We start from the raw sequence: 25935 nt of genomic DNA, 5'->3' as shown, positions 1-25935 counted from the left end.
GCACCGCCGGCCGCAAGCTCAGGCCTTCCAGACCAGGGCGGCGAAGCGCCCGCTGATGCCGTCGCGCCGGTGCGAAAAGAACCGTGACGGATTGGCGACGGTGCACCAGCTGTCGCCGCCGTCGTTGCCGTAGACCGCCGCAATGCCCGCCGCGCGCAGCCGCTGGCGCGCCAGCGCGGGCAGGTCGGCCAGCCACTTGCCCGGCGATGCCGACGGCTGAAAACACGCGGCGGCTTCGGGCGCATGCGCCTCGAATGCGGCCTTGACCTCGGGGCCGACCTCGAAGGCCTTGGGGCCGATGCACGGCCCCAGCCACGCAATGACCTTGGGCGCGCCGTCGGTGCTGCTTGCGAACGACCGTGCGGTCTGCTCGAGCACACCGCCCGCCAGCCCGCGCCATCCGGCATGCGCCGCGGCCACGCGCTCACCCGCTTCGTCGGTGAAGAGCACGGGCAGGCAATCGGCCACCATGATCGTGCAGGCCAGCCCCACGGTGGTGGCGGTGCAGGCATCGGCCGCGGTGCCGTCGCGCACCATGTCTTGCGCCGCATCGAGCGCGACCACGCCGGTGCCATGCACCTGCTGCAGGAAGACCGGCTGCGCGCCGATGGCCGCGCGCAGGCGGCTGCGGTTCTGTGCGACATGCGCGCCGTCGTCGGCCACGTGGTCGCCGAGGTTCAGGCTTTCGTAGCGCCCCTGCGAAACGCCGCCGTCGCGCGTGGTGCACACGGCGCGCACGTTCGGCGGCGCGGGCCACGCGGGCACGAGCCAGCGCGGGTCCGTCATGGGCCTCAGGCTTCCGCGTCGGGCGACTGCGAAGGCTGCGCGCGCTGGAAGGCGTCCAGCTCCATGCAGGCCTCGAAGGCGGCCATGCTGCGCGGCAGGCCGCTGAAGTCGCAGTCGAAGCGGCGGCCGTTGAAGACCTGCGGCACCAGGCAGCAGTCGGCCATGGTGGGCGTGTTGCCCCAGCAGTAGGTGCTGGCGGGGTGCTGCGCGAGCTGGCGCTCGAAGGCCAGCATGCCGTCGCGCACCCAGTGGCGGTACCAGGCGTTCTTGGCTTCTTCGTCGAGCTTCAGGTCCTTCACGAGGTACTTGAGCACGCGCAGGTTGTTGAGCGGATGGATCTCGCAGGCAATCGACTGCGACAGCGCGCGCACATGGGCGCGGCCGGCCGGGTCGCTGGGCAGCAGCGCCGGCTCGGGGTGCACTTCGTCCAGGTATTCCATGATCGCCATCGACTGCGAGAAGCGTTCGCCGTCGTCTTCGAGCAGCGGCACCAGCATGTCGGCCGAGATGGCGGGGGTAAGAGCCGGTGCGGTGTTCGCCGCGCGCGATGTGCACGGGAACGTACTCGTAATCGAGGCCCTTGAGGTTCAGGGCAATGCGCACGCGGAACGAGGAGGAGGAGCGGAAATAGTTATGCAGCTTCATGATTTTCCAAGCATAGCGCGCACTAGGCGCGCGGTGTCGCGGGCAGCACGCAACGCAACTCGCGCAGCGTGGCTTTCGGGGCGGTGGCGGCGCGCCATTCGCCGACGATGCGATGGGCGTCCGCTTCATTGCGCACGGCCATGCCCACGCGCCAGGGGCCGAGCGTGCCCGGCGCCTCGCCAAATGCGTCGCCCGGCGGGTGGTCGTGTCCCTCGCCGTAGGGACGCCCTTCGGAGCAGGCCTTGCACAGCATCTGCATGCTGGTGCTCCAGTTCTCGGCGCCGGCCTTGGCCGCGTCGAAGCGCTGGATGAGCGCGTCGATGTCTTCCTGCGTCGCGTGCTCGATCGAGGCTTCGTAGGTCGCGTAGTCCGACGGCGCAATCAATTCGAGCGCATCGAACACCGGCACCTCGCGCTCGCCGCGCATGCGGTAGCCGTTGGCCGCGCCGTCGTGCAGCACCAGGTCGCCGAAGCGGTGCCCGCTGGCCGGCGTGGGCACGCTGCGCAGAATGGCGCGGGCCGGGTCGATGCGGTCGGCCCACACCACCTCGCTGGCCTCGTCGCCGTGCACGCGAATGGGCGTGAGGCCGATGAAGAGATCGACCGGCCCCTCGCCGTCCGGAATGCCGATGCCGTACTGCCGCCATGCGCGCCGCGCCGTGGCCCAGTCGCCCAGCGCCGTGGCCGCGATGCCCAGGTTCCAGATCGCGCCCTGGTTGTCCGGCTCGCACTGCACGGCGCGGGCATTGGCCTGCAGCGAGGCGGCCCATTCGCCGCGGTACTTGTGGATGAGGCCGGTGTTGTACCAGGCGCGGCCCAGTAGGGGTGGACGGCGCTGGCTTGCGCGTAGGCCTGCAGCGCGCCGTCCTGGTCGCCTTCATCGTCGCGGCGGCGGCCCAGTTCGTTGAAGGCGGTGGCTTTGCCGGCTTTGCCGAGTCGGATGGGCATGGTGAAAAAACTCGAAACAGAAGAATGAAATGCGCAAGACGCCTATTGTGTGCCGCCCACGGGCCCCGGGGATTCATGCCGGCGACCGCCTGCCGCCTCTGGCACACTGCCGGTTTCCCCGCCAGGTTTCGCTGAAAAAGGACACGTCGCAATGGCTTCCGAGTTTGTCTTCGCCCCGCCCGCCACCGTTTCGGTTCCGGTGGCCGGCCAGCCCACCCGCTTTCCGGTGCACCGCATCTATTGCGTGGGCCGCAACTACGAAGATCACGCCAAGGAAATGGGCTTCACCGGCCGCGAACCGCCCTTCTTCTTCATGAAGCCGGCCGACGCGCTGGTGGCGGTCGATGCCGGCCAGACCGGCGCCATGGCCTACCCCACGCTCACCAAGAACCTGCACCACGAGATCGAGCTGGTCGTGGCCATCGGCACGGGCGGCAAGAACATTTTGGCCGCCGATGCGCACAAGCACATCTACGGCTACGCGGTCGGCCTGGACATGACGCGCCGCGACCTGCAGAACGACATGAAGAAACAGGGCCGCCCCTGGGACATCGGCAAGAGCTTCGAGCAGAGCGCGCCCATCGGCCCGATCGTGCCCGTGGCCCAGGCCGGCGACGCCGAAAAGGCAGAAATCTCGCTTCAGGTGAACGGCACCGACCGCCAGCGCAGCAACGTGAGCAAGCTGATCTGGAACGTGGCCGAAACCATCGAGCACCTGTCGGCCGCGTGGGAGCTGCAACCCGGCGACCTGATCTTCACGGGCACGCCCGAAGGCGTGGCCGCCGTGGTGGCCGGCGACACGCTCGTGGGCCAGGTCGCGGGCCTGCCGGCGCTGACCGTCAAGATCGTCTGAAGGCGGCGGACGGCTTCATGTTTTTGCGCGTACCCATCAAGCACTGCAAGAACTGCGGCACCGCCGTGGTCTACCGCATTCCGGACGACGGCGACACCAAGCAGCGCGCCATCTGCCCGGCCTGCCACACCGTGCACTACGAGAACCCGCTGAACGTGGTCGGCACCATTCCGGTCCTGGGCGACGAGGTGCTGCTGTGCAAGCGCAACATCGAGCCGCGCTGGGGCAAGTGGACGCTGCCGGCCGGCTTCATGGAACTCGAGGAAACCACCGCCCAGGGCGCGGCCCGCGAGACCGACGAAGAGGCCGGCGCGAACTTCGAGATGGAAGGCCTGTTCTCGGTGATCAGCGTCGTGCGCGTGGGCCAGGTACACCTGTTCTACCGGGCCCGCCTGCTCGACGACAAGTTCGACCCCGGCCACGAGACCATCGAGGCCAGGCTCTTCACCGAGGAAGAAATTCCATGGGAAGAAATCGCCTTTCGCACCGTGCGCGAAACGCTCGAACACTTCTTCGAAGACCGCCGCCGCGGCAGCTTCGACCGCGTCCACACCATCGACCTCGTTTGAAGCGCCCTGCCCTCATGACATTTCGCTCCTCCCTCCTGCGCGCGGCCCTGGGCCTGGGCGTCGTTCTGGCCGCATCGGCGCACGCGGAAACGGTGGGCGATGTCGACACCGCGTTCAAGCTCATCGGCCCCGACCACAAGATCGTGGTCGAAGCCTATGACGACCCCAAGGTCACCGGCGTGACCTGCTATGTCTCGCGTGCCAAGACCGGCGGCCTGGCCGGCGCCTTCGGCGTGGCCGAGGACAAGGCCGAGGCCTCCATCGCCTGCCGCCAGGTCGGCCCGGTGACCGTGACGCAGCCGCTGCCCAAGCGCGAAGAGGTCTACAGCGAGCGGCTGTCGGTGCTGTTCAAGCGCCTGCGCGTGGTGCGCATGGTCGATCCGAAGCGCAACACGCTGATCTACCTGACCTACTCCGACCTGCTGATCGACGGCTCGCCCAAGAACAGCGTGACGGCCGTGCCCATCGACCGCGGCACGCCGATTCCGCTCAAGTGACAGGGCCCGCGCCGGGCCCGCGGGGCGAACCGGCACACGAGTTTGCTAGCATCTGCCGCGCGGCCCGCTCCTGCGAAGCCGCACCGAAGGAACCCTCCGCAACGAATCCGTTCCAACAGAGCGCCATGCAATTCCAGACTCTCGTTTTTCGTACCGGCGCCGCGGCGCTGCTTGCCGCGGGCCTCGCGGCGTGCACCTCCGTCGACCTCAACACGCCGTGGCCCACGGCCCCGGCGCGGTCAAGCCGCCGGTGCAGCAACGCCCGGCCGCCATGTTCATCCGCCCCGCGAACGGCGCCGTCATTGCGCGTTTCGACGGCGACCGCACCAAGGGCATCGACATCGCCGGCAACCTCGGCGACCCGGTCATTGCCTCGGGTGACGGCCGCGTGGTGTACGTGGGCGGCGAGCTGCCGGCCTACGGCAACATGGTCATCGTCAAGCACAACGAGACCTTCCTGACCGCCTACGCGCACCTGCAGACCATCCTCGTGAAGGAAGGCGCGGTGGTGCGCCAAGGCGACAAGATCGCCGAAATGGGCCGCAGCAACGCCGACCGCGTGAAGCTGCGCTTCGAGATCCGCAAGAACGGCAACCCCGTGGATCCCGAGCCCTACCTCAACGGCCGGATACCGTCGCCGCAGTAACGGCAACGGGCCGGCAGCGCCCCCGGTCAGTTCGCCTGGCGCACCACCAGTTCGCGCCAGTTCGCGTCGCGCGTGCTCACGAACATGTTGCGCATCACCAGGCCCGAGGCGGGCGGCGCGCTGAAGGTGTGCGACGCCGCCCCCGCCTCGGACGGCGCCACGTCGCTCTGGTCCGACCATGCGGTGGGGCCGGCCCCCACCACGGCGAGGTAGAACTCCGATGAAAAGGCCGGGTTCAGCCCGGTCGCATTGACCACGAAGTCGCTGCCGCCGCTGTACGAAGCCAGCGCCGGCGTGGTGGTGAAGGCCGGGAAATTCAGCGCCACCGCCTCGGCCAGCGTGAACGGCCGCGCATTGAAGCTCTGCTTGTAGACGATGTCCGACGTGCTGCCCGAGACCTGCGCGACCGCGCCGCCGCTGGTGTACGCCGTGAACGTGTACTCGGGCGTGGCCGGCAGGGCCGCGATGTCGCTGTCGCTCAGCCCCGCCGTCGACGCGCCGACGCAGTTCGACGCCAACGGGTACTGGCTGCCCACGCCGCCCTGCAACTGCCAGAGGTCGCCCGCCGTCGCGGCGCGCGCATAGCGCAGCCCGTTCGGCGGCAGGCCCGGGCCGGTCACCACCACCGCGACCGCCGCGCTGCTGTTGCCCGGGTTCGGGTCGCGGATCGAGAACTCCATGCTCGTGGTCACGCAGCCCGACACCGGGTCCTTGAAGGCCTGCACATGCGGGTTGATGTCGAACACGCGCCCGTCGCCGCGAAAGCGCCACACGCCGTCGTTGCCCTTCACCACCTGCATGCCCTTGTTGTTGCTGAAGGCCACGCCGTTCTTGTCCTTGTGCGTGAACTCGACGAAGGCGCGCGGCGCCAGGTTGTTGGCATCGACCGTGTAGTTGATGCGGGTGATCACCACGTCGGCGAAGCTCGCTCCCACCATGTTGGTGTCGGCGGCCAGGTCGTCCGTGAACTGGCTCGCGCTCGCATCGGCCAGGCGGAAGTTGTAGGCGCTGTTGCTGGTGCTCGACAGCAGCGGCAGCAGCTCGCCCGACGCGGGCAGCCCGGTCGCGAACTTGGCCACGATGTCCGACAGCGCCTTGCGCACCTGCACCACGTCGTCGGCCGCGGTCTCCATGCCGGCGCCGCTCATGGGCGTGGTGCCGGCGTCCTGCGCGGCCTTCACGGCAAGGTCGTCGACGATCTGCTGCTGCGTCACGATGTTGGTGATGGTGGCCACGTTGGTGGCCGGGTCGATGCTCACGCGCAGCACGTCGAGCGCCTTGTCCAGCGCGCTGGACAGCGGCGAGAACGCGGTGCGCAGCAGGTCGATGCTCGAGTCCACGCCCATGGCCAGCAGCACCGGCAGCAGCTTGGCCTTCAGCGCGTCCGACTCGGCCTTGAGCTCGGTGGCCGACAGCGTGGCGAAGTCGCCGCCGTCGAAGTACTTGTCGGCCAGCTTGCCGGCAATGTTGGCCACCACGAGGTCGGTCAGCGGCGTGATGTTGATGGTGCCGTTGGCGTCGGCATCGGTCGCGGCCGAATGGATCACCACGCGCTGGCCGCCCACCGTGCCCTCGGCGCGGAACACGAAGGGCCCGGTCATGCCGGTGACGTCGACCTTGTAGCTGCCGTCGGTGGACAGGGGCACTGTCTTCGTGGCGCCCTTGGCGTCCTTCACGGTCACGGAGCCCGACAGCGGCAGGCCCGCCGCGGCCGTGCCCGAGAAGCCCGCGGCCGCCGCCGGCGGCGGGTTGCTGGCGGGCGGGTTACCCCCTGCCACCGGCAAACCCGCGAACCCGCCGCCACCGCCGCCCCCACCACCGCCGCAGGCGCCGAGCGAGATCAGAAGCGCCACGGCGCAAGCGCAGCGCGTCGTCTTGAAGAACGGGAGGGAGGCGGCCGGAGCCACAGAGATGGTGTTCATGGATGGTTCTGGATGAAGGGGGTAAACAAAAGAATCAACTCGTTACGAGCGGTGCGATTCTTCTGTGAGCCCCCTCTCCTGCCCATCCTCTGTTTTGAGGATGCGGGCCCCGGGCAACCTAGAGCAAGCTCTCGGGCACCAGGGGCGCCAGCAGCTCCAGTTTCCAGCGCGACCAGAAATGCGTTTCCGGCTCCGTGTGCAAGAGGGTGTCGGCCGCGTCCCCCGACGCCGGGCTCACCCATTCGATGGCGCCCGTGGGCCCCAACTGCAGCTGGTAGGCGCCGTCGAGCCGGATGAAGCCGATCAGGCTGGTGAGCTGCTGCGCGATCTGCGGGCTGAAGATGAAGATGCCGACCTCGGTGTTGTGCAGCATCGAGCGCGGGTCGAAGTTCATCGAGCCGATGAACACGATCTTGCGGTCGATCACCGCCGACTTGCCGTGCAGCCGCCCGCTGGCCGAGCCGTACATGCCGAAGCGCCGGGTCTGCTCCACCCGCTTGGGGCTCAGCTCGTACAGCTCCACGCCCAGGCGCAGCATCTCGGGCCGGTAGCGGCGGTAGCCGATGTGCACCAGCGATTCGTCGGTGGCCGCCAGCGAGTTGGTGACGATGCTGTAGCCCACGCCGTTGCCGCGCACGAGGCGGATCGTTTCCATGCCGCCCCGGCCCGGGATCAGGTAGGGCGTGGTCTGCATGACCTCGTTCTCGGCGCCGCGCAGGTAGTGCTGCAGGTTGTAGAGCACGCTGTCCTTCGACTCGTCGGCCGGCAGCCCGCGCGCGGCCTCGGTGGGCGCCAGCGCCTTGTCCGGCGGGTCGGCGTAGGCCTCGGCGCGCGCCCACACCAGCTTCAGCGCGCCGGCGTCCAGGTCCTTGGCCAGCGGGTTGTTGCCCAGCAGGTCGGTGGAATCGGGCGCTTCGGGGTGGAGTTGCTCGGGCCCGGTGGTGAGCCGGTCGAAGCGCTCGCGCAGTTGCTGCGGCGTTTCGTTGCCCGGCGGCACCAGCGCGCCGATCGGGTAGACGTAGGGGCTGTTCCAGTAGATGTCGAACAGCGACGACAGCCGGGGCACCACCGCCCCGGCCACCAGCGTGTCGATGTCGATGAAGTTCGAGCCCCCGTCGCGCAGGAAATACTCGTTGGCCATGTTGCGCCCGCCCATGACGCCGATCACGTTGTCCACCACGTAGAGCTTGTTGTGCATGCGCCGGTGCACGCGGTCGAAGTCCAGGATCGACCACGCCCAGCGCGTGCCGAAACGGTCGCGCCCGGCCGGGAACGGGTTGAACAGCCGCACCTGCACGTTCGGGTGCGAGGCGAAGCTGGTGAACAGCGGGTCGCGCCGGCGGTGTAGAGGTCGTCCACCAGCAGCCGCACGCGCACGCCCCGGTCGGCCGCGTCGCGCAGCGCGCGCAGCAGGTAGCGGCCGGTCTCGTCGTTCTGCACGAGGTAGTACTGCACGTCGATGGAGCGCTGCGCGCGGCGCGCCAGCTCGATGCGCGCATGCAGCGAGAACTGCGGCATCGGCAACAGGCGAAAGCCGCTCAGCGGTTCGCCGGGCGGCGCGGCCGCCTGCACGAGGCGGCCGAGCGCGGTGTCCGCCCCGTTCGCGATGGCTGTCGAAGGCGTGCGCTGCACGTCGGTCGGCAGGCCCGCGCAACCGGCGAGAAACAGCAATGCAAAAAAGCCGGCAAACAGCCGCGCCAGCCACCGGGCACACGGTGTGTCAGCGGCCCGGCAGGGAGAGTGCGGCATGAAGAAAGGGAGCGTGGGTTGAAAAAGCTCGCGGTTTCTACCACGAGCCCGCGCCGCGCACCGCCGTACACCCCGAACGATCAGTGCTCCCGCGCCGGCCCCCACTGCCGCACGAAATGGCTCGCGCGCAGCGTGGCGCGCTCCACCGCCGCATCCCACGACAACTGCTGCGTGATCACCAGCGCGCAGCGCGGGATGCCGCTCAGGCTCAGTTCCGCAATGCCCGCGTACGTGCCGCTGGGCGTTCGCATAAGCTCGACCCAGCACGTCCAGCCTTCTGGAACACGAAGATCGAGCCGGGCGCTGTCCATGGTGAGAACACCATAAACCTTTTGTTCCGCGGTGCAAAGAATTTAAACCCTAAGCACTACTTTCGACTGATGCGGGTGGTGTGCGGTCCGGCCAAGCCAACCCCAATGGAGATCGACCATGAAAGCGCAAGACATCCGCACGGCCATCGACCGGCACTGGGCCGCCTCCGCCGCGGGCGATCAGGTCACCGAGCACGAGATCTATCACGACGATGCCGTGTGCAGCTACCCGCAGTCGGGCGAGGTCATTCACGGCCGGAGCAACCTGCAGGCGCTTCGCAGCCATCATCCCGGCAAGCCGTCGGGGTTCGCGGTCCGGCGGATCACCGGCGCGGGCAACCTCTGGGTCACCGAGTATTCGATCGACTACGGGGACAAGAGCGCCTTCACCGTGAGCATCATGGAATTCCGCGATGGCAAGGTGTCGCGCGAGACGCAATATTTCGCCGACCCTTTCGAGGCGCCCGCCTGGCGCGCCCAATGGGTGGAGACGACATGACGACGCCCATGAAGCAACCCGAAGACGCGCCCCAGGCATTTCAAGCGGCCTGGAACAGCCATGACATGCAGGCGCTCGGCGCCCTGTTCCATGCGGACGCGACATTCGTGAACCGGTTCGGCCACTACGTGCGCGGCGCCCCGGCCATCGTCGAACTGCATGCGCCCATCCACGCCACCATCTACAGCGACTCCACGCTCGACAACGAGCTGATCGACGTGGCCGCCCTCGGCGACGACGCGGCCGTGGTGCATTTCTGGAGCCGACTGGCGGCCGGCGCGGCGCACCCGGCGGGGCCCCACGCCGTCGACACGCTGATCCTTGCCGTGCTGACGCGGCAGGCCGGCGGCGCGTGGCGCATCAAGGCGCTGGAGAACGTCACCCTGACGAATCCCCGCACCGGAGAAACCGTGCTGCGGGCCGGGCGCGGCGCCTGACCACGCGGCGGCAGCAGCAGCAGCGGCATCACGCCACGGCGCACCGCCCCACCGGCAACCGCAGCAGCGCCTGCCGCAGCGTGGTGTCGACCCGCCGCAGCGACAGCCCGTGCCGCACCGCCACCTCGTGCCGCGTGAGCTCGTGCACCCGCAGCGCCACCAGGATGTCCTGGTGCCGGTTGGGCAGCCCCTGCATCGCGCGCTCGACCGCCTTCAGGTCGGAGCGCGCCTCCGCGATCAGCTCGGGCCCGGGCGAGTGGTCGGCCACGTGCTCCAGCGTGTCTTGTGTATCGCCCGCGAGCAGCCACGGCCGCTCGGCGCGCAGCCGGTCCATGGCGGCGTTGCAGGCCACGCGGTAGATGTAGGCCGCCGGGCTGAGCACCGACTCGCCCGGGCTCGCGCCGGCCAGCCGCAGCCAGGCGTCGTGCAGGCTCTCGCTGGCCGCGTCGCGCAGCCCAGGTGGCGCGCGAGCCGGCGATGCAGCGCCGCGTAGTTCGCCACCAGCAGCGCCTGGAAGTCCGGTGCGGGCGCGCGGTCGGCCCCTGCGGCCTTGCCGCAGGGCGCATACATGAGCGTGGTCATGGCGTGGCGGCGCGGGCTAGCGTCCGCGCGGCAGGCCGCGGCGCTCGTTCTCGCTGAGCCGCGCAATCTGCGCGTCGCTCAGCGCCCCGTGCCCCACCATCTGGATGAAGCCCGACGGGTCGTAGCTCGCCTGCTCCGCCGGCTTGCGCCGGACCTCGCCCGTGCCCGGCACGCCGCCCGCCGGCTCGTCGCCGAAGCCCAGCACGCGCACCGTGAACACCGACGGCAAGGCCTGGCGCTGCGCCGCGCGCTCGCGCTGCATCACGTCCTGCGCGGCGGCGCTGGCCTGCGCCGCCGCCGCGCTGGCATTGGTCAGTGCACCGACGTTCACCGACGCCACCACCGGCATCCCGGTGCTCTTGCCCTGCACCTGCACGTTGTCGGCGTTCACCACATGCAGCGCCGCCAGGTTGACGTTGCCCGACACGCGGATGCCCGCCTCGCCCGCGTCGATGGTGCCCAGCGGCGCGATCAGGTCGATGTCGCCGGCCGGCACTTCGGGAATCGGGTTCAGCGTGGCAATGCCCGCGCCCGTGCTCGGCACGTCCGACGACAGCACCACGTTGCCCCAGCGGTCGTACACGCGCTTGGGCGGCGTGTAGACCACGGTGGTCTTGGAGCCCCGGCCCGCATTGATGTCGCCTTCGGCCGACCAGCCCAGCACGTTGCCGCCGAAGGTGGTCATGATCCGGCTCTGGCCCAGCAGGATGCTGCCCAGCGAGTACAGCGAGATGTCGCCCGCGCCTGCGTGATGACGCCCGGAATCAGGCTGCCCACGGCCTTGGGCGCCTCGCCCTCGATGCCGAACACCTGCCGCCCGCCCGGCGTGAGCATCGCGATGTCGCCGCCGAACAGGGTGTTGACGCCGGCCGAGCCGAACATGGTGATGTCGCCCTTGTAGCTGGTGCCCGGGAACAGTGTCGCGATGGCATTGCGCCCGCGCAGGTAGCTGCCGTAGCGCACGCCGCTCTCGTCGTTGTATTCGCGCCCGCCCTCCTTCAGCTCCGCGAAGTACACGCCGCGCAGGTAGCTGCGTTGCCGCTCGGGCGGCAGCGCGTTGAAGAAGGCCAGTGCGTCCGATGCGCTGCCGTTGCCGTTGGCGCCATAACCTTGCGAGGCCTGCAGCCAGTTCACCAGGTACAGCTGGCTGGCCTGTCGGTAGTCGTTGGCGAGCACGCGGCGCGGCTTGCCGGTGTCCGCGTCCAGGCTGGCCTGGCGCTGCGCCATCCAGGCCGCCGCGCCGGCTTCATCACCGGCGTAGCCGTACTCGGTACGCAACCACTCGCCCAGCTTGAGCTCGCGGTTGTAGGTCTTCACGACCTTGCCCGCCTGGTCGGCCAGCGCCTGCCCGCCCTGCAGCAGGTTGACCGGGTCGAGGTAGCGCTGCGCGAAGCCCGCATAGTCGGGCCCGTGGGCCCCCACGCCGGCCAGCATCGCGATGCCGGCGCCGGGCCGGCTGTCGCCCGGCACCACTGCGCCGAGGCTGCTGACCGAGGCCTTGTTCTCCATGCGGATGTCGCGCCCCGCCGTGATCTCCAGCGTGCCGGGGCCGGCCACGTTGAAGGTGCTGAACAGGATGTCGCGGCCCGCCGAGACCACCGAGATGTCGCCCGGCTGCTGGTGCGCGAACAGGTTGCCGGTGCTGGTGAAGTAGGTTTGCGCAAGGCCGTTCGTGACATCGCCCTGCCCGATCGGCGTGCCGCTTGCGACGATGTCTCGCCCGGCCATCATCCACACCGGCTGCGCGCCCTCGTACCAGGTCTGGCCCGCGCGCGTCGGGTCGTTGGCGGCAAAGCGCATGATGCGCCCGCTGCTCACGCCGACCAGGTCGCCGTGCACCGCATAGAAGCGCGCCGGCTGCGTGCCCACCGCTTCGCCCGATACCGTGTTCGGGCCGAAGGCGAACAATGGCGGGTAACTCTCGCCACCCGAGTTGTTGCCGCCACGCACATTGGTCACCGCGTCGCCGTTTCTCGTCGTGCCCTCGAAGGCCGGGCGGAACGGCGTCGCCAGTGCCGTGATACCGGCGCCGGACTGGCTGGCGGGGTTTCCGCCGGCATAGATCGAACCGTTCGCCAAAAACTCCAGCAGGCCGTTGGCCGCGGGCGCCAGCACCAGCGGATCGCCGGCCGCCACGCTATCGTGAGTCGCGGCACCGCCGTAGTACAGGCTGCCGCTCGCGGCCACCGCGCTCAGGATCGACGGATACACGTAGGCGGAATCGGAGCCCCACAGGCCCGAGCCGCCAGCCATCGGCACCAGGTCGCCGCCCGTGGTGAACAGGCCAATGGCGGAGACCGGCGTCCACAGCGAGAACCAGCTGCGGCCCTGGCCGTCCGCGCCGTTCGCACTGAACGGCGTGGCATTGGCAAGGATCGAGCGCCCCGGATCAACGACGCCCTTGACCACCAGGTCGCCGCGTGTCGTGAGCGTGTAGTTGGCGTCGCCCGGCGCCAGCACGATGCCGCCCTGCGCCGCCGCTCGGGTGGCAGTGTAGGGGTCGTAGGCACGGATCTCGCTCGGCGACTGTGTGCGGTTGTCCAGGCCGTAGCGCAACGGCAGGGTGCCGACCGCACCGGCCTGCAGTTGCATGTCGCCGCGAAGATTGACGATGACACCGTTGAGCCGCGCGTTGAAGTCGCCGCTGTCCCCGTCGCGCGGCGCCTTGTTGAACGGGTTCAAGGTCCCGCCCACGCGCAGTTGCATGTCCCCACCGCCAGTCAGGCTCAGGCTGCCGTCCGCCAGCACGCGGCCGGTGCCGCCCACGGCCAATACCAGGCCCTGGCTGCGCGGGTTGCTGTACATGGAGCGCAGGAACTCGCCACGCTTGGCCTGCACGCCCGCATTGCCGCCCACGTCCACGCGCAGGTCGCCGCCGCCCAGCGTCCCGTAGCCGGTGAAGCCGACCAGCGTGTCCGAGGCCGTGAACGAACTGGCGGGAGCAACGTAGCTGCCGAAGTTGATCCACCATGCGCTCGCCTGGTCCTGCCCGCCGCCGAAGGTGGCGCCCGTTCCCTGGCGCCACAGCCAGTTGCCGATCTCGCCGCTGTTGGTGCCCTTGTCGTTGGGGTTGGGACGCCCGTAGCCGGAGCCGTCGATCTCCAGCGTCATGTCGCCGGTCAGGTCGCCGCCGACCTTGAGCGTCAGGTTGCCGCCCGATGCCGGGTACCAGGCGCGGGCCAGGTTCTCAGCTCCGCCATTGACAAATTTCTCGTAGGCGCCGCTGGCGTCGTTGAGCACCGTGCCGCTGGGGCCTACCGCGCGTGGCAGGTTGTAGGGATCGTTGGCGCGCGTTGCTTGCGACGACGACCCGGCCGTGTACACCCCGAACAACGAATCCATGCGCAGGTTGCCGGCGGCCAGCAAGTCGAGGTCGGCCGCGCCGGTGCGCAGCACACTGAAACGCACGCTGCCGGGTGTCGGCGTGTAGGTCACCTTGCTCAAGTCGCAATACGAGGGAACGTCATCACACAACCCCGGATAGTTGAGGTCCTCGAAGTCGATCAGTTCGCCGGTCATGCCCGGGTCGCCGTAGAAGTCCAGCGCCCCCTCCTCGGTCCACCTCTGGCCCCCGGGTTTGCCGAACATGCCGTAGTGGCTGTCCGCCAACCGAAGGTCACCGCGAGTCGGGTGCACCTGCAAGATGCGGTTGTCCACCGCACCCAGGTCGGCCCCCGCCACCAGCCGCACCGACCACGACTGCGAGCCTTCGGGCAGCATGGCCGCCGCAGCCCACAGCCTGCCAGTGCCGTTCGGGCGCAGGTTCACCGAGGTCACGCCGGCGGCCAGCTTGATGTTCGTCGCCGCCGGCAGGAGCGCGCCCAAAGGCAGCGTCAGCTTGCCGCTCAGCGTGTACTTCGAAAGGCCATCGCCCGGCAGCGCGACGCCCTTGGGCCACACCACGCCTGACAGTGTCACGGCCGAAGGCAAGCGCATGCCCGCCGCGAGGCGCGTGCCCACCGGCAACGTCACGCTGGCGCCGCCGATGATGCTGCCGGCCGCGTACAGCAACGCACCCGAGGCACTGCGCACATCGGCGCTGATCACCGTTCCCACCTTGAGTTGGAGCGCCTCGGCCAGCACGCTCGCCACCGGCATCAACTGGCCGGCCTGGAAGCGCATCGACTTGATCGGCAGGTCGTAGTTCAGCGTGCCGCCGCCTTCGAACATCGTTCCGTCGGCCAACTCCACCCCGCCGCGCGGCACCACGATGTCGCTGCCCACCAGGTTGATGCCGGGCAGCAGCAGCCAGCCGCCGTCGTCCTGCGTGGCGGGCGGCGGCGCGAAGCCGTCGTTGATGCTGCCGAAGATGTCCAGGTTGCCGCCCGCGCGAATGGCCAGCTTGCCCACTTCGCCCGAGCCGTACACGCCCGTTTTCTGTGTGTGCGGGTTGGCGCTCGCATAGCGATAGCCCGACAGGTCGATATCGCCTTGCACCACCAGGTCGCCGTCGGGCGTCTTGCTGACGATTTCCACGCCGGGGCGCAGGTGGAACGCGTCGGCGTAGCGCGCGTTGTTCAGGCCCGCGAGCTTGCCGTTCATCAGCACGGCATTGCCCAGCGCGTTGTCGATGAACGCGGTGCTCTTCAGGTCCTTGGCGTCGAGGTACGCCTGGTCGATGACCTGGTAGGGCCGGCCGGTGGCCGCCGCGTCGGTACCGAAGCGCGCGTCGTCGTAGCGCCACATGCCGTTCACGGCAATGGAGCGTGCGCCGTCGATGGCAATGCCGCCGCTGGCGTCGATGCGGATGTCGCCCACGGTCTCGCCCGTGCGGCCCGCGTTGAGCTCCAGTGTGCCGCGCGCCATGCCGTCGTTCTGCCCCGCTGCGCCGCCCACCTTGGCGCTGGTGCCGTGGCGCAGGTCGATGCGTGAACCCGAGGCGAGCGTGAGCGTGCCGTCGTTCGACGTGAGCTCGACCATCGCGCGGTTCGGCGAATCGATGATCTTGCCGTAGCTGTCCACACGCAGCGTGCTGCCGTGTGCGTCGAGCACCGCGCCGCCTGCCAGCGTGAGGTTGTTCTTTGCCGCAAGGTTGATGCGGCCCACGCGCTCGCCGCTGGCGTCGATGGTGCCGGTCACGGTCAGGCTGCCGTTGTCGAGCGACACGTTCACCTCGCCGGCCTTCAGGCCGTTGCCGATGCTGAGGTCGCCCTGGCGCAACTGGAAGCTGCGCGCGCCGAACACGCCGCCGTCGTTCAGCCGCTGGTTGAGCGCCGCGAATTCGGCGTCGCCCATTTGCCGCGCGCGCACTTCCACGCTGCCGGCCAGGTACGGCACCAGCGTGCCGCCCGCGTCGTAGCGGCCCGTGCTCGCGCCGAGGATGCGGCCCTGCAGGTCGACCAGGCCGGCCCCGGCCGCATCGTCCAGTGCCATGGCCTTGAGCGTGCCGGCGCGGTTGTTCTTCGCCGAGATGTCTATCACCGAGCCCGCCGCCTGCCGCAGGTTGCCGTGCAGGCTTTCGAGCACCACGTCGCCGCCGCTGCTGTACCTGGCCACGTCGTTGAACGTCACCTTGCGGCCCGCCAGGTCGAGCACCGCGCGATCGGTCAGCACCAGGTCGCGCTCGGCGCTGACCGTGAGCTTGCCGCTGGACAGCGCCACGGTCGTGTCGAGCGTCACGTCGCGCCCGGCCAGGCTCAGCTCGCGCCCAGCGCCGTGCCGGTGGCCGCCGCCGCGCCGGCCGGCGCGGTCACATACAGCGCGCCGCCGGCCGTGATGCGGTTCACCGACCCGGCCTCGCCCGTGAGCAGCGGCGAGACGATGTTCAGGTTGCCGCCGCTGTACGCGAAGCCCTTGCCCGCTTCATAGACGCCCTGCGATTGATAGACCGAGAGACTGCCCTTGTTGTTGGCGGTGATGCGGTCGCCGGCCTCAGGTTCACGTCGCAAAGCCCAGCACCAGGCGCGCGGCGTTGTCCATGCCGCTGGGCTGGCTGGTGGGGCCGTAGCCGAACTCGATGCGCTCGGCCTCGATGTTCAGCGTGCCGCTGCCGGTGCCCGCGCCGCCGCTTGCCACGGAAGCCGGCACCGAGGTCGCGCCCTGCCACACGAGGTTTCCGGTGCGGATGGTCGCCACGTCTCCCGCGCCGCCCTGGCCGTAGATGGCGGGCGTGCTCAGCACCAGTTGCGCCATCGTCGGCTTGCCGGTGGCCGGGTCGATGGTGTCCAGCGCCGAGGTGCCGAAGAAGTTGACGCCGCCGCTGGCGCTGAGCTCCAGCGTCTCGAGCGCGGGCGCGCCGTACTGCCGGTCGCCGCGCAACAGGCGGTCGAGCACGGCCTGGCTCATGGCCAGGCCCGGCGGCAGCGTGTTGCCGGCGGCCGCACGGGCCAGCGCGGCGGTGTCGCCCACGTTGATGCCGCGCACCGCCAGCGTGAGGTGGCGCGTGCCGTAGCGCACCGCGTCGCTCATCTCGAAGCGGTCGGGCGTGACCATGGCGATGGTGCCTTCGGAATACAGCTCGGTCTGGCCTGTGCACGAGGCGCTGGAACACGCGCCGATCTGCAGGCTGCGGTTGTCCGAAAGGGCCTGGCTCGGCGGCACCGGCAGCATGCCCACCTTGCCGTTGGACACCATCAGCATCTGTCCGATGGCGCCGTAGACGAAGCCGTCGTCGGCATCGTAGGCCGCCTTGCCCCGGCCAATGGTGTTGATGCGCGCGCCCTGTTCGACCACCACGCTGTTGACCGCGGAGTCGTTCTGACCCCAGGCGAACAGGAACACCTCGGGAGCCGACAGCAATGCCCCCTGGCGCACCACCACGGAAAGCGCGCCATCCCCGGTATTGATGACATTGCCGGCCTGCCCATAGAGGGCGGACTGCAGCCCGCCGATGAGCAGGCGTGACGCCCCCATTGCGCTGAGCACACCCGCGTCGAGCGTGATGCCGTTGAAGCCGGTGGTGGCCGGCGCGCCAGCGGCGACCACCTCGATGGCCTCCCCACTGTCGGGCGTGACCACCACGGAACCGCCGCGGCCGCCCTCGCCCACGTTGAAGCGCGCCGCGCCGGCGAAGCGGAAGGCCTCGGCTCCCGCGCCCGGTACGAGCTTCAGATGCAGGTTCCTGGCATCGGCCGGCAGCATGGCACGCGGAATGCCGTTGCGCAGCGCATCGGCCTGCACGTAGGCGGCATAGCCGGTTTCGTTGTATTGCGAGTAGCTGCGCAGCACGTCGCCCGAAGTCACGATGGCCTGGCGGAACAGCGTGTCGCCGCTGCCGGTGCCGGCCACGCTCAATTGCGCGGCGGTGAGCCACGAGCCGTTGCGCATGGCCTGCGTGCCGACCGGTGCCCCCAACCCGGCCGTGCCGTTCAGCTCCACGCGGAAGGCGCCCTTCTGCAGCGCGTAGGTGGACGGCATCAGCGTGTAGATGCCTGCGGGCAGGCCCGGTACGCCGGCGCCGATGGTGATCCGCTGGCCCACCAGCGGGTCGACCGCGCCCCTCTCGCCGCCAGCGGGTGCGGCCGCCGGCTGCACGCCGGGCGCGATCGCGTACACCGGATTGGTCGCCAGCCCCGGCAGCGTGAATCCGCCGTTGGCGCCGACCTGCATCAGCGGGCTGAAGCGTGCATCGGTCGAGCCGCCGCGCCCGCTCACGAAACCCGCTCCGGTCAGGTTGCCGCCGCCCGACAAGTCGAGCGTGGCGCCCTCGCGGCCTGCCACGCTGGCGCCGGCGAACGTGATGCCGATGCTCTGGTTCCGGTTGTAGGCGTCGCCCGCGCCCGCGCCGGTGAGCTTGACCTGCTGGCCGTTGTACAGGTAGTTGATGCCGTCGACCGTACCGCCGTAGGGCATGTTCAGCCCCTGGCCGCTCACCGAGGTAACACTGCCCGGCAGCAGGTTGATCTTCGTGGTCATCTCGTCGCCCAGCGTCAGGTGTCCGAGCGGTGCGCGCAGCACACCGCCCTGCTCGATGACACCCGCGGTCAGCGTGAGGTCGCTGAAGGCCGAATACGGCATGGCCGGTGTCGTGCCAGTGCCTTCGACGCGAAGCACGTTGTCAGGCAGGTACTTGCCGTCCTTGACCACGCCCGCCGCCACCCGCGCGATCACGCCGGTGGCGGCGTAGATCTGCGCGGCCCGCAGCGTGAGGCTGCCGAGCGTGCTCAGTTGGGTCGACACGTTGGCAACGGCACGCCCCTGCAGAAAGCGCAGGTCGCCGGTGCTGGCCAGCGTGACAAGCCCGAAACCGGGCAGGTCGACCGCCCGCGCTTCGCCCTTGTCCGACAGCTTGAGCAGGCCGTTGACGCCGAAGCCGATGCCGTCGCGCACCTCGATCAGGTCACCGCCCACATCGAGGCGGGACCGCGCGTCGGGCGGCGTGGTGCTGCCGGAAATGACGCCCGGCACGTCCTGCCCCTCGCGCAGGGTCGGGCCGGCCGACACCCACATCCGCACGTGCGGGGCCGCCAGCGCCACGCGCGCGTCCTTGGGCGCACCCTCGGCCAGTGCCAGGCTCGAGGCATAGAGCTTCAGGCTCTGCCGCATGCGCAGGTCGACACCGTCTTCCATCACCAGCGCAGCGCCGGCCAGCAACGAGAGGTTGTCGAAGCCACCGCGTGCGATGGTGTCCACACCCACCCGCGCGGAGCCATAGACAAGCGTGCCGTCGTCCACCCCGGGCTGCAGCGCCGCGGACGTGGCTGGCGTGCCCTGCGCGGTGCCCAGTGTCACGATGCGCTGGCGCAGCACCCGGTTCTGCGCCAGCGTTTCCGGGTCGCCCGTGAGAAAGACGCCCGGCGAATCGAGCGCCACGCTCAGCGTGCCGCCGGCCGCGCGCGCGCCGCCCGCCACGGCGCGCAAGGTGCCGTCCAGGTAGATGCCGCTGTACGACGACAGCGAGATGCTGCCGCCGTTGCTGGCCACGTCGGTGGCGCCCATGCCGGGCACGTCGAGCACGGCATGCGTGCCCGACGCATCGATCAGCGCACCCGGCCGCACGACGATGAAGTCTTGCGCTGCGCTGGCCTTGCCGACCAGCGGGTCGACATCGCCGCCGATCACGATGCTGCCGCCGTCGCGCACCAGCCCGTAGTGCTTGCCCTTGATGTCGGTGGCGGTGGTCGCCTGCGCCGACGCATCGAGCACCGCCTGCTCGCCGATCCAGATCGAGCGCGCGTGGGCGCGCGCCACGATCTGGTCCATCTCGCGGTCGGCGAGTTCGATGTTCTTCAGCGCGATGCGCCCGTTGTTCGCGCGCAGCGTGCCGTTGACCGTCAGTTGGCCGACGCTGCCGACCTCGATGGCCTGGCCCGGATCGACATGGACGACCGCGCCCTTGCCGATCACGACCTCCACCCCCGGGACATCCTTGGCCAGCGTGCTCCTGGTACCCGCCTGTAGCGACACGCTCGCGCCCTTGCGCTGCGTGAGCACCGCCTTGGTCGGGTCTTCTTGATACAGCGGCGGCGTCCACAGCGCCAGCGTACTGGCCGGGCTGCTGCCCGTGGCCACGTCCTGCGCGTTCGCGCCGAAGCGGTACACCGGCATCGTCACCTCGACCTGCGCGCCCTCGGCCACGGCGAGGCCGCGGTTGCCGATGAGCGCGTAGCGGCTGAAGCCCTTGTCGAAGAAGCCCGCGTCGAGCATCAGCGTGTCGGCCGGCGTGGTGCCGGACGTGTCGCCGATGGCGATGCGACTGGACTGCACGGTCAGCGTGCCGCCGCCGTCCACGCCCTGCCCGCGCAGCGCGGCACCGTCGAGCGACACATGGCCGTTGCCCACGTTGGCGCCATCGGCTTCGAGCGTGATGCTGCCGCCCTTGCCGCCTTGCTGCCTGGCCTTCGAGAGCAACGCCGCGCCCGACGACACGTCGACCACGCTGCCGTTGCCCAGCACCACGTCGCCCGTGCTGCGCACCGACACGCTGCCGCCGTTGCGCCAGGCCACGCCGCCCGCGTCGAGCGGGTTCTTCGGCACGTTGCTCCACAGGCCGCTGGTGTCGAGCGCCGCGCCGCCCGCGAGCACCACGGTGCTCGTGCCGTTGGCGGGCGCGGCGAGGCTGGTCGTGTCTTTCAGGTAGTTGGTGCTGACCTGCTCGAGCACGTTGCCCAACTGGATGCTGCCGCCGTGCGCGACGAGGTCGGCCCCGACCTTCACGTTCGGGCTGTACAGCGTGATGTTGCCGCCGCTGCCGGCCTGCAGCGCACCCGTCACCGCGATGCGCTCGGTGGCCGCCACGCGCACCGCGCCCAGGCGAAAGCCGCTGAGCAAGTCGGTGTCCAGGTAGAGCGTGTCGCGCCGCTCGGCCGGCAGCGCGGTCGACAGGTCGAGCCCCGCCGCAATGGCCTGCGCCGTGTCGCCGAGGACCACGTTCTTCACGCCGCTCGCGTCGAGCCGGCGATGCAGCGTGCCGCTGCTCTTGTCGAAGTAGCTGTCGTAGCTGCCGACGATGAGTTGCCCGCGTTGCGCGGCGGCGCTGGCCGACTGGCGGTAGCCGTCGAGCCCGGCCTGCGGCGCCTGTGTCTGGCGCTCGCCCTGGAAGGTTTCTCCGACGATGTCGCCCTCGAGCACCGCGCCCTTGGTGGCGACGATCAGCAGGCCCGCGTCGCGGCCCACGGTGTAGCCGTTTTCCAGCCGCTTCTGCGGGCCGATCAGCGGGTTGTAGAAAAAGCCGGTGGCGTTCTTGCCCCAGCGCGCGTGCTCGTCCTCGAAGCCCTTGTAGACGCTCGTGTACTGCAGGTCGCCCGGTGCCTTCGACACTTCGTACAGCCGCCCGTCGGCGCCCTTGAGCCAGCTCTGGTTGAGCATGCCGGTCTGCACGTCGAGCGTGCCGCCCGACAGGTTGATGCTGGAGCCGCGCTGCGTGACCACGTCGCCGCCCGCGAAGCTCACGGCGCCGCCCTGCGCCATCCACTCGCCCACGGTGTGGCCCTGCGTGCCCAGGTAGCCGCCCACCTCGAGCAGGCCGCCGCCCGTGTACCAGCGCTCGCCCTGGTAGCCGTTGGTGCCGCCGGCCACGAACACCAGCGTGCGCCGGTCGATCCACAGGTCGGTGTTGTTGAGGTTCTTGCTGTCGCGGTTGAGCGGCGCGTCGCGCTGCTCGTTGCCCTGCACGTTGATCTTGACGTTGTTCGATTCCATGCTGAGCTTCACGCCCACCGCGCCCGAGACGTCGATGCGCGCGCCCTCGCGCACCAGGCTGCGCTGCTTGGCGTCGACCATCACCTGGCCGCCGGTGGCCAGCGTGAGCGAGTCTTTCTGGAACTCCACGGTGCCGCCGCTGGCCACGTCCACGCGCGAGAGGTCGCGCCGGTCGTTGCCCGCCAGGATGATGCCGCTGGTGTTGTTCAACTGCACGGCCGGTGCCATGAGCGCGGTGCGCTGGCTGTCGAGCGCGGTGGTGCCGCTGGTGTCGAGCACGATGGCCGTGGTGCTGCCTTCGCCGAGCGTGACCTTGCCGGTGGCGCCGGTCGCGGCCAGGTGCACCGTGCCGCGCGCGTTCACCGAAGTGCTCGAGAGAATGACGCCGTTCTGCGCCACCTCGCGGCCCGCCAGCGTGACGTCGCCGGTGGGTGCCTGGATCAGCCCCGTGTTGCTGACGAGGCCGGCCTTGCTGTTGGCGGCCAGCGTCACGGCCACTTCATTGCCGCGCGTGGTCGAGCCCTGATTGCCGTCGGTGCCCACGCCCTTGCGGATGGTGAAGTTGTCGCCCGCCGCCAGCAGCGCCTGCCCGCCGGGCGTGGCGATCTCGCCCGCGTTGCGCACTTCGCTGCCCAGCAGCATCACGTAACCGCCGCCCTGCGTGGCCGAGGTCGGCGCGGGCGTGGAAAGGCGTGCGCCCGCCTGCACCTCGACCTTGCCCAGCGCGTCCTTGAAGTTGGGCGTGTTGCCGCTCGCGTAGATGCCGTTGGCCTTGAAGCTGGCGTCGTCGATGTTCGCGGCGGCCGCCACCAGGTTGCGCGTGTCGACCTGGCTGGTGCCGCTGAAGACGATGCCGTTGCGGTTGGCCACCATCACCGTGCCGTCGGCCCGGATGCGGCCCTGGATCTGGCTGGGGCGCGCCTGCGGGTCGTTCACCTTGTTGAGCACCGCCCAGTCTTTCTGCTGCGCGAAGGCCACCGTGGTGTTCTTGCCGACGTTGAAGGTCTCCCAGTTCAGGATGGCCTTGTCGGCCGTCTGCTGGACCGTGACGACCGTGCGGCCGTCGACGCTCTTCTGCGAATCGCGATCGAGCGGGCGCGCGTTGAGCCAGCCCGCGGTGAGCGAATTGCTGTCGACCTTCAGGCCGCCCTCGGCCAGGCCGTCGGGCACCGAGGCGTCGTTCTGCGCAGCCGCCGCGCGCTCCGCGGCCTGTGCCGCCTGCTGCGCCGCGATGCCGCGCGCCGCCAGGTTCAGGTTGCTGATCGACTGCTTCAGTTGCTCGTTGGCGCGCTGCTGCTGGCCCTCGGGGCCCATGAGGCTGGCGGCGGGCAGGCCGTTGGGCAGCCGGCCGGTGGCCGTGGCGGTGGCCTGCGCGGCGCCCTTGGCGTCGAACCACGTGGGGCTGAAGGCGCGCTGCGCATGCGCCGGCGTGGTGATCGTCGCGGCCGCGCCCGCGGCCAGTGCCAGCGCCATGGCCTGTGCCAGCGGCGAAATGCGCAAGCTCCTCGCATGCACAACGGCGCCCGGCTTGCGGTGGCCGCGGCTGCTGCTGTGTCCCTCGTGTGTGTTCATCTGACGCCCAGTAAGAAATGAAATGCACAGGCACAGAATCTGTGCCCCTTACTGGACAGACCGGACACCGCAAACAAAACCGCTAACTTTTTCAATCCTGACCGGGCGCGGGGGCCAATCAAGCTGTCACAAACATCAGCCAAGGATGAGCACGCCGCCCGGCAGCGCACGCGCCTGGAGGTCGTACGAACGCTGGATCTGCACCAGCACCGTGTCGAGCGAGGCAATGGCGAAACGCCCGCTCACCGCGCGGTCGGCCAGCCCGCGCGCCATCAGCACCACGCGGCCCGGCCGGTAGCGGTTGATCTCTTCCACCACGCGCGCCAGCGGCGTCTGCCGGAACACCAGCACGCCGGTGCGCCAGGCCGACACGTCGCGCCCTGCGTGCCCGTGGCACCGCCGATCGATGCCGCGTCGTACACCACCTGCTGGCCCGCCTGCAGCGTGCGCGCGCCCATGGGGTGCGACACGCGCACGCTGCCTTCGATGCAGGTCACGCAGGTGCTGCCGTCGAGATGGCGCACCTCGAAGCGGCCCGCCTGCGCGTCGCTGCGGCCCGTTCCCGCGACCACGCGAAACGGCTGCCGCACGGAAGAAAGATCGACCGCCGCCTCGCCCGCGATCAGGTCGATGCCGACCGTGCGGCCGTCGACCGTCTGGCGCTGCACGCTGGTCTGCGTGTTGAGCACCAGGCCCACGCCGTCGGCCACGGCCACGTTGCGCTGCTCGCCGGTGGCGGTGCGGAAGTCGGCGTTCCATTCGCTCACGGACGGCCACAGCGCCAGCGGCGGATACACCGCCGCCACCACACCCGCCGCGCCGGCCGCGCTCACCGCGGCGCCCAGGAACGCGCGGCGCTGGCGCAGCGGGCGCTTGTTGTCGCTGCGTTGCCGCGCGGCCTGCCGGTGTTCGGCCAGCAGCGCGGGCTGCGCCGCCATCATCTGGCCGATGGCCGGGTCGAGCGCCTTCCACAGCCGCTTGGCTTCGGCGAACGCCTGCGCATGCAGCGCGCTCGCGTCCTGCCAGCGCCGAAAGCCTTCGACGTCGTGCTGCGTGGCCTCGCCGGACGCAAGCCGGCGCAACCAGGCCTGCGCTTCGCGCTGTGCCTGGCCTGCGGCCTGGTCGGGCTCCACTCGGATGTTCATACCCATAAGACGGCTCCGGGCGCGGGGAACCGCATTTTATTTTTCATGATCGCCCCGCGCGGCAAGCGGCCGGCCCATGCGGGCGGCGCAGAAGTCATGCGCGTCCTTCAGTTCTTTTTCGACGGTGCGCAGCGAAATGCCCAGCCGCGCGGCCACCTCGCGCTGCGGCAGATGCTCCCAGCGCACCATCACCAGCACCTGCCGCCGGCGCGCCGGCATGCGCGCGATGAGCGCCGCGAGCGCGGCCATTTCCGAGCGGTCTTCGGCGATCTGCGCGGGGCCCGGCGCGGGGTCGGGCGCGTCTTCGAGCAGCGCGTCGATTTCGTCGGACGTGGCCAGCCTGCCCTGCTTGCCGAGCTGGTCGTAGGCCAGGTTGACGGCCACGCGCAGCAGGTACGAAGCCGGGTCGCGCACGCCGTCGATGTCGTCGCGGCTTTCCAGGCGCAGCCAGGTGTCTTGCAGCGCATCGCCGGCCTGGTCGGTGTTGCCGAGCCGGCGCGCAAGCCGCTGCTTGAGCTCGTCGTAGCGCGATACCAGAAAGTTGCGCAGGGCCGGCAGTGCGTTCTCGGGCATGCGGCGTGCGGCCTCAGTGGCGCGCCGGGCATTCGAGCCCCGGCGTCTGCGAGCGCGGCAGGATCAGCATCGTCAGCGGCTGCGCCATCTCGGGCGGCGGCGAGCGGTCGATGCGGATCTGCCGCAGCGTGTCGAGAATCGCGCCGTCGCGCGCGCGGTCGCCGCTGGTGTGCAGCAGGAAGGCGTTGGCGATGCGGCCGGTGCCGTCGATCACGAAGCGCATCGCGGCGCGGTAGCCGCCCGGCACCGTGCGCGGGTTGCCGCAGAAGGCTTCCCAGATGCGGGTCTGCACGAGGCCGTCGTAGCTGCCGCGGTCGGCGGGTGCGGCCGGCGTGGCGGCCTCGGTGCCGGGCGCCGTGCGCGCGGGCGAGTCCACGGCGTCGGCCGGCATGGGCTTGAGCACGAAGGCGGCGCTGGTGCCTGTGCCGGTGTAGTCGGCGACCAGGCCCGTGCCCCGCAGCAGCGTGCGCAGCGCCTCGGCCGGCGTGGCCGTGGTTTGCACGGGCGTCGACTCGCGCCCCGCCACGAGCCCCGCGTCGAAGAACACCGGCAGGCCGGTGTGCAGGCCGTACTGGTCGAGCGCGGCGTTCAGCGGCTGGCGCGGAATGTCGAAGCGCATGCGCTCGCGCCCGCTTTCGCCGCGGGTGGCCGCGGCCTCTTCCACCTGCGCGCGCGCATCCACGGCCAGCAGGGTCATGCAACCCGCGAGCGCGAGGCTTGCCAGATGAAGAAGAAAGGGAGGGTCATGCCGCATGAGTTCGTCGATACGCCCGGCGAAGGCCGCCGCCCGGGGGGCATGTTGAGGCGCATGCTAGGGCCGCTTCGTGACGCTCGAATGACTCGGCACGGCGCCCCTCCTCGCGCCTGGCTCAGCAGCGCGACATGCCCGCGCGCGCGCAGATCGGCACGAAGATGCGCGTGCTGCCGCGCTGCACCAGCAACGCGGCCGAGCCGTCGGCCACGTCGAGCTCCTGCACCAGCGCCTCGGCGCTGTCGATGGGCTGGCCGTTCAGCGCCAGGATCAGGTCGCCCGGCTGCACCCCCGCACGCGAGGCCGCCGCGTTCACGCGCTGCACCAGCAGCCCGCCGTCCACGCGCAGGAACTGCCGCTCGGCCGCGCCA

The 25935-nt window shown here is 70.1% G+C and carries 20 protein-coding genes and 2 pseudogenes; 6 read left to right on the top strand and 16 right to left on the bottom strand.

What is annotated here, in order from left to right:
• Window positions 1-18 precede the first annotated feature (18 nt).
• The 3 genes and pseudogenes from pgeF to BMG07_RS28695 all read right to left on the bottom strand — a co-directional run bounded on the left by pgeF (window position 19) and on the right by BMG07_RS28695 (window position 2167).
• Entirely contained in the window at window positions 19-786 is a 768-nt protein-coding gene (gene pgeF, locus BMG07_RS28705) for a peptidoglycan editing factor PgeF (RefSeq protein ID WP_198087384.1), read from the bottom strand.
• 5 nt (window positions 787-791) lie between these two features.
• A pseudogene (gene maiA / locus BMG07_RS28700) lies at window positions 792-1431 on the bottom strand (maleylacetoacetate isomerase).
• A 22-nt stretch (window positions 1432-1453) separates the two neighbouring features.
• Window positions 1454-2167: a tetratricopeptide repeat protein gene (locus BMG07_RS28695; protein ID WP_269759494.1), complete on the bottom strand. Its 714-nt coding sequence runs from the start codon at window positions 2165-2167 to the stop codon at window positions 1454-1456.
• Window positions 2168-2530: 363 nt separating this feature from the next.
• On the opposite strand from BMG07_RS28695, the gene BMG07_RS28690 reads away from it, so the two are divergent.
• From BMG07_RS28690 to BMG07_RS28675, 4 genes are all read left to right on the top strand, one after another.
• On the top strand, window positions 2531-3232 hold the full coding sequence (locus BMG07_RS28690) for a fumarylacetoacetate hydrolase family protein (RefSeq protein WP_198087383.1): 702 nt from the start codon (window positions 2531-2533) through the stop codon (window positions 3230-3232).
• 17 nt (window positions 3233-3249) lie between these two features.
• Window positions 3250-3801, top strand: a complete 552-nt coding sequence (locus tag BMG07_RS28685) for an NUDIX hydrolase (RefSeq protein WP_198087382.1) — start codon at window positions 3250-3252, stop codon at window positions 3799-3801.
• 14 nt (window positions 3802-3815) lie between these two features.
• Window positions 3816-4298, top strand: coding sequence for a CreA family protein (locus tag BMG07_RS28680; protein ID WP_198087381.1), 483 nt, complete (start codon window positions 3816-3818; stop codon window positions 4296-4298).
• A gap of 217 nt (window positions 4299-4515) precedes the next feature.
• Complete coding sequence (locus BMG07_RS28675) at window positions 4516-4944, top strand: peptidoglycan DD-metalloendopeptidase family protein (RefSeq protein ID WP_307867111.1); 429 nt, start codon at window positions 4516-4518, stop codon at window positions 4942-4944.
• Window positions 4945-4970: 26 nt separating this feature from the next.
• Here the strand turns inward: BMG07_RS28675 and BMG07_RS28670 are convergent, their stop codons facing one another.
• From BMG07_RS28670 to BMG07_RS28660, 3 genes and pseudogenes are all read right to left on the bottom strand, one after another.
• A complete protein-coding gene (locus BMG07_RS28670) occupies window positions 4971-6866 on the bottom strand; it encodes a hypothetical protein (protein WP_198087380.1) in 1896 nt (631 codons plus the stop codon).
• 118 nt (window positions 6867-6984) lie between these two features.
• Window positions 6985-8615 (bottom strand): annotated as a pseudogene (locus BMG07_RS28665) (phospholipase D-like domain-containing protein).
• Window positions 8616-8695: 80 nt separating this feature from the next.
• A complete protein-coding gene (locus BMG07_RS28660; RefSeq protein WP_198087379.1) occupies window positions 8696-8926 on the bottom strand; it encodes a hypothetical protein in 231 nt (76 codons plus the stop codon).
• A gap of 118 nt (window positions 8927-9044) precedes the next feature.
• Between BMG07_RS28660 and BMG07_RS28655 the strand changes: the two genes are divergently transcribed.
• Window positions 9045-9425: a nuclear transport factor 2 family protein gene (locus BMG07_RS28655; protein ID WP_198087378.1), complete on the top strand. Its 381-nt coding sequence runs from the start codon at window positions 9045-9047 to the stop codon at window positions 9423-9425.
• Window positions 9422-9862, top strand: coding sequence for an SgcJ/EcaC family oxidoreductase (locus BMG07_RS28650; RefSeq protein ID WP_269759493.1), 441 nt, complete (start codon window positions 9422-9424; stop codon window positions 9860-9862). Before BMG07_RS28655 ends, BMG07_RS28650 begins: the two co-directional genes overlap by 4 nt.
• A gap of 28 nt (window positions 9863-9890) precedes the next feature.
• Here the strand turns inward: BMG07_RS28650 and BMG07_RS28645 are convergent, their stop codons facing one another.
• From BMG07_RS28645 to BMG07_RS28605, 10 genes are all read right to left on the bottom strand, one after another.
• The gene (locus BMG07_RS28645) at window positions 9891-10292 is read right to left on the bottom strand and encodes a sigma-70 family RNA polymerase sigma factor (RefSeq protein ID WP_269759496.1); all 402 of its coding nucleotides are present in this window, start codon (window positions 10290-10292) and stop codon (window positions 9891-9893) included.
• A 168-nt stretch (window positions 10293-10460) separates the two neighbouring features.
• On the bottom strand, window positions 10461-11129 hold the full coding sequence (locus BMG07_RS43000) for a filamentous haemagglutinin family protein (protein ID WP_269759492.1): 669 nt from the start codon (window positions 11127-11129) through the stop codon (window positions 10461-10463).
• Window positions 11126-16063, bottom strand: a complete 4938-nt coding sequence (locus tag BMG07_RS42995) for a hypothetical protein (RefSeq protein WP_269759491.1) — start codon at window positions 16061-16063, stop codon at window positions 11126-11128. The genes BMG07_RS43000 and BMG07_RS42995 overlap by 4 nt, the downstream gene beginning before the upstream one ends.
• A 17-nt stretch (window positions 16064-16080) precedes the next feature.
• A complete protein-coding gene (locus BMG07_RS28635) occupies window positions 16081-16332 on the bottom strand; it encodes a hypothetical protein (RefSeq protein WP_198087377.1) in 252 nt (83 codons plus the stop codon).
• Window positions 16322-23095, bottom strand: coding sequence for a filamentous hemagglutinin N-terminal domain-containing protein (locus BMG07_RS28630; RefSeq protein WP_198087376.1), 6774 nt, complete (start codon window positions 23093-23095; stop codon window positions 16322-16324). The genes BMG07_RS28635 and BMG07_RS28630 overlap by 11 nt, the downstream gene beginning before the upstream one ends.
• 135 nt (window positions 23096-23230) lie before the next feature.
• Window positions 23231-23410: a hypothetical protein gene (locus tag BMG07_RS28625; RefSeq protein ID WP_198087375.1), complete on the bottom strand. Its 180-nt coding sequence runs from the start codon at window positions 23408-23410 to the stop codon at window positions 23231-23233.
• Window positions 23368-24240, bottom strand: coding sequence for a FecR domain-containing protein (locus BMG07_RS28620; RefSeq protein ID WP_198087374.1), 873 nt, complete (start codon window positions 24238-24240; stop codon window positions 23368-23370). Before BMG07_RS28620 ends, BMG07_RS28625 begins: the two co-directional genes overlap by 43 nt.
• Before the next feature lie 36 nt (window positions 24241-24276).
• Entirely contained in the window at window positions 24277-24813 is a 537-nt protein-coding gene (locus tag BMG07_RS28615) for an RNA polymerase sigma factor (RefSeq protein ID WP_198087373.1), read from the bottom strand.
• 13 nt (window positions 24814-24826) lie between these two features.
• Entirely contained in the window at window positions 24827-25510 is a 684-nt protein-coding gene (locus tag BMG07_RS28610; RefSeq protein ID WP_198087372.1) for a secretin and TonB N-terminal domain-containing protein, read from the bottom strand.
• Window positions 25511-25682: 172 nt separating this feature from the next.
• A partial coding sequence (locus BMG07_RS28605) for a PDZ domain-containing protein (protein WP_198087371.1) occupies window positions 25683-25935 on the bottom strand: 253 nt, incomplete at its 5' end.

The sequence above is a fragment of the Variovorax sp. E3 genome (genome assembly GCF_016082275.1).
Taxonomy (GTDB): Bacteria; Pseudomonadota; Gammaproteobacteria; order Burkholderiales; family Burkholderiaceae_C; genus Variovorax.
This window is presented reverse-complemented; position numbering and strand designations above follow the sequence as displayed.

Coding starts and splice junctions, on each gene's coding strand:
- BMG07_RS28650 (WP_269759493.1), top strand. CDS start 9,422: ATGACGACGCCCATGAAGCAACCCGAAGACGCGCCCCAGGCATTTCAA.
- BMG07_RS28670 (WP_198087380.1), bottom strand. CDS start 6,866: ATGAACACCATCTCTGTGGCTCCGGCCGCCTCCCTCCCGTTCTTCAAG.
- BMG07_RS28620 (WP_198087374.1), bottom strand. CDS start 24,240: ATGAACATCCGAGTGGAGCCCGACCAGGCCGCAGGCCAGGCACAGCGC.
- BMG07_RS28685 (WP_198087382.1), top strand. CDS start 3,250: ATGTTTTTGCGCGTACCCATCAAGCACTGCAAGAACTGCGGCACCGCC.
- BMG07_RS28655 (WP_198087378.1), top strand. CDS start 9,045: ATGAAAGCGCAAGACATCCGCACGGCCATCGACCGGCACTGGGCCGCC.
- BMG07_RS28630 (WP_198087376.1), bottom strand. CDS start 23,095: ATGAACACACACGAGGGACACAGCAGCAGCCGCGGCCACCGCAAGCCG.
- BMG07_RS28610 (WP_198087372.1), bottom strand. CDS start 25,510: ATGACCCTGCTGGCCGTGGATGCGCGCGCGCAGGTGGAAGAGGCCGCG.
- BMG07_RS28615 (WP_198087373.1), bottom strand. CDS start 24,813: ATGCCCGAGAACGCACTGCCGGCCCTGCGCAACTTTCTGGTATCGCGC.
- pgeF (WP_198087384.1), bottom strand. CDS start 786: ATGACGGACCCGCGCTGGCTCGTGCCCGCGTGGCCCGCGCCGCCGAAC.
- BMG07_RS28690 (WP_198087383.1), top strand. CDS start 2,531: ATGGCTTCCGAGTTTGTCTTCGCCCCGCCCGCCACCGTTTCGGTTCCG.
- BMG07_RS43000 (WP_269759492.1), bottom strand. CDS start 11,129: ATGACCACCTTCGGCGGCAACGTGCTGGGCTGGTCGGCCGAAGGCGAC.
- BMG07_RS28660 (WP_198087379.1), bottom strand. CDS start 8,926: ATGGACAGCGCCCGGCTCGATCTTCGTGTTCCAGAAGGCTGGACGTGC.
- BMG07_RS28680 (WP_198087381.1), top strand. CDS start 3,816: ATGACATTTCGCTCCTCCCTCCTGCGCGCGGCCCTGGGCCTGGGCGTC.